At 65.0% G+C, this 6,689-nt stretch carries 5 protein-coding genes and 1 tRNA gene; 3 read left to right on the top strand and 3 right to left on the bottom strand.

The window, feature by feature from the left end; genetic code table 11:
• The first annotated feature begins 263 nt into the window (after window positions 1-263).
• From ACBJ32_RS13235 to ACBJ32_RS13225, 3 genes are all read left to right on the top strand, one after another.
• Entirely contained in the window at window positions 264-1,445 is a 1,182-nt protein-coding gene (locus ACBJ32_RS13235; protein WP_375126931.1) for a DUF3631 domain-containing protein, read from the top strand.
• Between the two features lie 102 nt (window positions 1,446-1,547).
• Entirely contained in the window at window positions 1,548-1,832 is a 285-nt protein-coding gene (locus ACBJ32_RS13230; RefSeq protein WP_375126930.1) for a helix-turn-helix transcriptional regulator, read from the top strand.
• A complete protein-coding gene (locus ACBJ32_RS13225) occupies window positions 1,832-3,256 on the top strand; it encodes a tyrosine-type recombinase/integrase (protein ID WP_375126929.1) in 1,425 nt (474 codons plus the stop codon). Before ACBJ32_RS13230 ends, ACBJ32_RS13225 begins: the two co-directional genes overlap by 1 nt.
• 140 nt (window positions 3,257-3,396) lie before the next feature.
• On the opposite strand, the gene ACBJ32_RS13220 is transcribed toward ACBJ32_RS13225, so the two are convergent.
• The 3 genes from ACBJ32_RS13220 to ACBJ32_RS13210 form a co-directional block, all read right to left on the bottom strand.
• Entirely contained in the window at window positions 3,397-4,413 is a 1,017-nt protein-coding gene (locus ACBJ32_RS13220) for a hypothetical protein (protein WP_375126928.1), read from the bottom strand.
• Window positions 4,414-4,806: 393 nt separating this feature from the next.
• Window positions 4,807-4,880, bottom strand: a tRNA-Ile gene (locus ACBJ32_RS13215).
• A gap of 354 nt (window positions 4,881-5,234) precedes the next feature.
• Complete coding sequence (locus ACBJ32_RS13210; protein ID WP_375126927.1) at window positions 5,235-6,680, bottom strand: S1 family peptidase; 1,446 nt, start codon at window positions 6,678-6,680, stop codon at window positions 5,235-5,237.
• Window positions 6,681-6,689: the final 9 nt, after the last annotated feature.

Genomic DNA, 6,689 nt, shown 5'->3' with positions numbered 1-6,689 from the left:
GCCGCCCTGAACCTGCGCCGCCTGATCAACCTCGGACTCGCCCACGCTCAGGGCACCTGGACGCTACAGCCGGCCACCGGCTGAGGCCATCCAGCGGGCAACAACCCAGGGCCGCTTCACCATCAAACCTCGATCGCCAGACCCTCAGCCCGTGATCCATCACGCCAGCAACATCTTCAGAGGGGTCCTAGCCGCCGTCATCGGCTACGGCATCGACGCCGGCATACGCGCCGCATGAACCCGACCCGCCGAGGAGAGACACCATGACCCAACGGCATCCGCCCACCGGCGCCGCTCTGCTGGACCAGCTCCGCGCCGCCCTGACCCGCTACGTCATCCTGCCCAGTACCGAAACCGCCGACGCTGTCACCCTGTGGATCGCCGCCACCCACGCCCAACCCGCAATGGCCCACGCCCCGCGCCTGGTCATCCGGGGCCCCGAAAAGCGATGCGGCAAGTCCCGGCTTCTCGACATCGTGGAGGCCACCTGCCACGACCCGTTCATCACCGTCAACTCCTCATCGCCGGCCATCTACCGCTCCATCACCGCCGATCCGCCCACCATCTTGGTCGATGAGGCCGACACCATCTTTGGCCCCAAAGCCGATGGGAATGAGGACCTGCGTGGCCTGCTGAACGCCGGCCACCAGCGCAACCGCCCGGCCAAACGCTACGACGCGGCCCGCAACCAGGTCGAAAGCATTCCGACCTTCGCCATGGCCGCACTCGCCGGCATCGGCGCCATGCCCGACACGATCGAAGACCGCGCCATCATCGTCCGGATGCGGCGCCGCGGCCCCGGCGAGAAGGCCGCCCCCTACCGCCACCGCCGCGACCGCACCCCACTCCGCGAGCACCTAGCCGGCGCGCTCAACCAGTGGCTACGCGCCGACCTGACCGCCTTGGAGGAGGCCGAACCCGCCATGCCCGTCGAAGACCGCGCCGCCGACACCTGGGAACCCCTCATCATCATTGCCGACCGCGCTGGCGGCACCTGGCCCGACCGCGCCCGCGCCGCCGCCGTCGCGCTGACCGCCGAGGCCGACGACAACGGCCGGCCATCCGCGGGGCTACGCCTGCTCACCGACTGCCGCACCGCGTTCGGCGACGACACCGCCCTTCCCACCGCCGTCCTACTCGAACGGCTCAAGGCCAACCCGGAAGGGGAATGGAACGAGCACGGGCCAGCCGGACTCAGCCCGCGAAAGCTCGGCGTCATGCTGAGCGAGTACGACATCCGCTCAGCCAACATCCGCTTTCCCACCGGGCAGGCCAAGGGCTACCAGCGCGCCGACTTCGCCGATGCCTGGGCGCGCTACTGCCCCGCCCTCGACCCGCTTCCCGAGGGCGATGTCGTGCCCTTCGGCAGGGGTATCCGTCCCAACCGTCCCAACCTCGTCAGTGCAGGTCAGCGCGGGACGGAAAGCATGCCTGGGACGGGTTGACCCGTCCCACCCTCTCTACCCGTCCCAGGCTTGACCTGCGGAAATGAGCTTGGGACGGATGGGACGGATACCCCCTCCAAAACCCGCCCCCACCGCCCCGCAATGGGCCTCGGCGACAGTGCCGAGCACACCGCCGAGGCCGCCCCCATGCACCGGTTCACACGCCCGGAAGGAACGCGCCAGATGGCCGCTACCGTCACCCGCCTGCACGCGATGCTCACCGTCGCCGAGGTCTGCACCGAACTCCAGATCTCGCGATCCACCTTCTACGACTGGCGACAGAAAGGCCGCGCCCCACGCTGCATCACCCTGCCCAACGGCTCACTGCGTGTCCGCATCGATGACCTCGAAAGTTGGCTCAACGAGCGCGGGGAGGCGGCGGCCTGATGGAGCACACCACCTACAAGGTGCGCGTATACAAGACCGAGGTTCGCAAGAACGCCGCCGGCAAGGTCACCTCGTACCGAGTCGAATGGATCACTGCCGGTAAACGCTGGAAGAAGACATTCCAAAGGAGCGCGCAGGCAGACAGCTACCGAAGCAATCTCCTCACTGCTGCTCGCGAGGGCGAGCCCTTCAGCCTGATCACCGGTGAACCCGTGAAGTGGAACCGCATCGAACGCCCCGAAATGAGCTGGTACGACTTCGCCTGCAAATTCGCCGACTTCAAATGGAAAGCCGCCTCAGCGAAATACAGGCAAGACATCGCCCGCGCCCTCACCTCAGCGACACCCGCCATGCTCACAAGCGGCAACGGCAAGCCTGCCGACCTCGACCTACGCACGGCCATGCGCCGATGGGCGTTCAACACCAAGCAACGAGACGAAGCACCGGGGGAGATAGCGGAGGTGCTGGCGTGGCTGGCCAAGCACTCCAGGCTGGTTTCCGAGCTGGCCGAGGCGGCCACTGTCCGCGCGGTGCTCGATGCGGCAACCTCGCGCCTGAACGGCAAACCGGCCGCCACGAGCACGATTCGCCGCCACAAGACCATCCTTCAAAACGCGCTGGACTACGCCGTAGAGCTAAAGCTCTTGGACTCCAATCCGATCAAGTCGCTCAAATGGAAGCCCCCCCAAGTCACTTACGAGGTGGACAGGCGCAGCGTGGTCAATCCCATGCAGGCGCGTCGCCTACTCACTGAGGTCGAAGCTCAAAAGCCCAGCGGAAAGCGGCTCGTGGCGTTCTTCGGCGCGATGTACTACGCCGCGTTGCGCCCAGAGGAAGCCGTCAACCTCAGAGATGACAACATCATCATTCCCGCACTGGTCAAGAACACCGAGACGGGCCAGATGGAAGAGCCCGCCAACGACTGGGGAGAGCTGCACTTCGCCAGCGCGGCCCCGTTCGCCGGCCGCGAATGGACCGACGACGGTAGCCTGCGCGAGGAACGCGCCCTCAAGCACCGCACCGAGGGAGTGATACGCATCGTCCCCTGCCCGCCGCCGCTCACCAAGTTGTTCCGTATCCATCTTGACGAGTTCGCCCCCAGCCCCGGGGAACGCCTCTTTACCGGAATACGTGCCAGCGAACTGCCCTACATCACCTACCGGCGCGTGTGGAACAAGGCACGCCAGAACGCCCTCACAGACAAGGAGGTGCGGTCGCCTCTAGCCAAACGGCCCTATGACCTACGTCACGCCTGCGTCTCGACATGGCTCAATGCCGGCGTACCCGCCACGCAAGTCGCCGAGTGGGCTGGTCACAGCGTGGAAGTCCTCCTCAGGATCTACGCCAAGTGCATCGTCGGCCAAGACGAGATCGCGAGGCAGCGCATCGACCAGGCGTTGAAGGACGACCACCGCGACTCATGATCGTAGGGTCGCATTGGGGAGAGCTACCCGCAAACGATAGGCGAGAGCCGTAGAACAGGCTGGACACGCAAAACCCTCGTCTCCTGCGCGAAAGTGCAGGTCAGGCGAGGGTTTTGGCTGTTTGCGCTGGTGCTTTGCGGTTAGAGTTCGGTAAGATACTTTTTGAGATCGCTCAGGCGTGATGTTATTTTGGTATTGAATGTGCGATCCAGCTTCGCGAGGTGCGCAAAGTGCACCCACTGACGTTCCGTTATCACTATATCGGAATATGGGATTGCGACCGACAGCGACAGTAAGTCACTGAAGTCATGTTGCGCCCAGGGGTGTTGGGGATTTCGATGTCGCATGCGACGTAGGTTGTAAGTAGTGTATCGGGTTGGGACATCCTGGACGAATGATCTGATGTCTTGGGCGCTTTGTATCAAAGCATGCGGGTCCAGGCTGTACATCTCGCAGATATCGTTGATGTTGTCCAGTAAATCATTAAATTCTTCGGTTACGATTACATCGTCAAGTCGAGATCGCATGGAAGGGTTGCTTCGAAGCCGTTCCGCTGTGGCAACTTCGCGTTTCATCCACTTGTCACCTAGGCGATGCTGTCCCGTGACTTCAAAATCCTTCCAACGCATATTCTCTTCGAAGCCAGCCAGTGACCACCATTCCCACTTTTCGCGGGGGACGGCATCCCGCTGCTTTATCAGTTCTTCGGAGGCGTCGATCGGTAGGCCTTCAGGCTTACCGTCTTCTGCGACTGATTCGATTAGTCGCAGCCGCCCCCATGGGCTATTGAAAGCATGATTTACTCCGTAACCAATCGCTATGAGGCTAGGCTTTGTTGTGAAGTAGCGAGGCAACAAGCGACAGAAAACGGCACGTCTCACTTCAAGTTTTTGAAGGTATTGAACGGGCGCTAGGGTGGCGTATCGCGAGATGCTGCGCATGAGGGTTGCGAGTTTGAATCGTGATTCCCAGTCGGCTCGATGCCACGTCTCTAGATAGTGCGTAGCGGACAGGGGGACCATTATTTTTCCATCGGCAACTGCCGCTTGCAGTGTTGGCACTATGGATGCAAGAGGGCCGCTGGGATTTCGTTTCTGTTCGCGTAGTAGTTCGACCCATTTGTTCTGGTCGAGGTAGATCACGGTTTTTTGGGCCACAAAGCCATTGTGCACGCTAGTACCGCTTGGATGCACATGGTTTCTGTAGCTTCCCCTTGTCCGCCCAGTACGAATCGGTCGGGGTTAGTGCAGGGCAACGCGGACAAAGGCACGCCTGCTTCGCCTTCCCGTTTGTCGTCTACTCACCGCGGAGCGGCGAGGGGGCCGGTGACGGAGGTGCAAGCCCGGCCCGGCTTGACGTGTCCCTACGCGCCTGGACACCCTCCGCGGTTAGGCGCTGAGGGGCGACTGTTGCTACCCATGATCGTGGGGGTGCATTGGGGAGAGCCACCCGCAATCGATCGGCGAAAGCCGTAGACAGTCGGACACGAAGAACCCCCGCCCCGGCGCAACAGCGCAGGTCAAGCGGGGGTTCGGGCTGGTCGAAGAGAGTAGGGCGGGTGGGACTTGAACCCACGACCCACGGATTATGAGTCCGATGCTCTGACCGGCTGAGCTACCGCCCCTGGATGAAGTTGTGCGACGCACGGCAGGCAACGAGAGGATCATGCCGAGCCCCCGCGCAAGCTAAGGCTAGAGCATCGGACCCGGTCGTGGTGCCCGGCCGGACGGAGAGTTCTCCGCCGACATCATTCCATGCCTGCGGGCGTTGTTGGAGACCAAGCCGATCATATTCGTACCGTGCTCCGGGCGCGCGCGTGTCCGGGAGAGGAGGGCGGCAGCGGGTGGGGCGCTCGGGAGGGGGTGTGCCCGCACCCGCTGCCTGGGTTGTCCGGCCGTCTTCTACGGATGGTTCAGAGCGTGTCCTGGAGACGGTGCGAGCACACCGTGTCCTGGGGACGGTGAGAGCGCGGCGCGCCCTATGGACGGTTCAGGCCGAGTGTGTACGCGCCCGACCCGCTGTACGCATGCACGCGATACCGGTAATACCCGGCGCTCCCGTTGTAGGAGACGGTCTCGTCGGAGTCAGGGCTGTCGCCGCGGGCCACCACGGCCCAGGACGAGCCGTTCCATCTCTGCAGGTAAACGTCGAAGTCCCCACCGTCGGGCCCGTCGAGGCAGGCCGAGTGGGTGCCGGAGATCGTCGCCTGGTAGTAGGAGCCGTTCGGCTGGTAGACGCTCTGGTTCGAGGTCAGCGAGCCGCTGTGCGTCTCCTCGTATCCCTCGCAGCCCGTCGGCGGCGGGTCGGTGCCGCCGGCCGTGACGAGGGTGAGGCCGCCTGCCGAGAGGATCTCGCCGATGGGCTGGAAGTACGTGGTGCCGCCCACCGAGCAGTTGCCGGAGCCGCCGGACGTCATGCCCTGGGCCTGGTCGCCGGAGATGAACGACCCGCCCGAGTCGCCGCCTTCCGCGCACACGTTGGTGCGCGTCAGGCCCGACACCGTGCCCTCCGGGTAGTTGACGGTGGAGTTCAGGGCCTGGACGGTGCCGCAGTGCCACTGGGTGGTGGAGCCCGAGCGGCAGATGGAGCCCTGGGGCTGGGTGACGGCCGAGCCGCGGACGGGGAGGATGCCGGCGCTGTAGCCGTTGACCACGCCGGGCGCGGTCCAGTTGGTGTTCGTGGCGACCCAGGCGTAGTCGTTGCCGGGGAACGACGAGATCTGGAACGTGCCCTGCGCCACCCGGTTGTAGCCGGTCGTGGTGACGCCGTTGCCGCCGCAGTGGCCGGCGGTGGTGAAGCCGAGCTGGGTGCCGCGCCTGGCGGCGAAGCCGACCGAGCAGCGGTAGCCCTCCGAGGTGTAGTACGCGTCCCCGCCGCGGATGTCGTAGAACAGGCGCGGGCGCTCGGCCGAGGCCTCGAACGTCACGGCGGCGGTGTCGGAGATGCCGCTGGTCGCGACCCAGGCGCGGGCGGCCTGCTCGTCGCCGGTGAGGACGACGACGGAGTTGCTCTGCGGGGAGACGGCCCAGCTGTGCACGGAGGCCGGTGGCGCCGTCCGGTCGAGGCCCTCCTTGACCGAGACGAGCTGGGCGAAGGAGCGCGGGACGACGCGGGCTCTGGCTCCGGCACGGGTGATGCCGGCCGTGTCGGCGGCGGAGGTGCTGGCCACGACGAGTGCGCTTTCCGCGCCTTCGTACCAGATTCCGGCAAAGCGGTCGCCGAGCGTCTTGCTCAGGCCGGGTGCGGCGGCGTTGCCGCGGGCCTCGTTGAGCAGGCGGTTGATCGCCTGGTCCTTCGTGATGCCGAGGTCGCGCTGCAGGGCGTCGACCACGCCTGAAGGCGGTTTCGCGGTGGCGACGGCCGGGGTCGCCGTCACGAGTAACGCGCCGATCGCGATCCCGATCAGCGCCGGGGTTCGGAGCATGGGTGTCTC

This window comes from Nonomuraea sp. GTA35 (genome assembly GCF_041950525.1).
In the GTDB taxonomy this organism is placed as follows: Bacteria; Actinomycetota; Actinomycetes; order Streptosporangiales; family Streptosporangiaceae; genus Nonomuraea.
The sequence above is the reverse complement of the archived record's forward strand: the minus strand, read 5'-3'. Positions and strand labels throughout refer to the sequence as shown.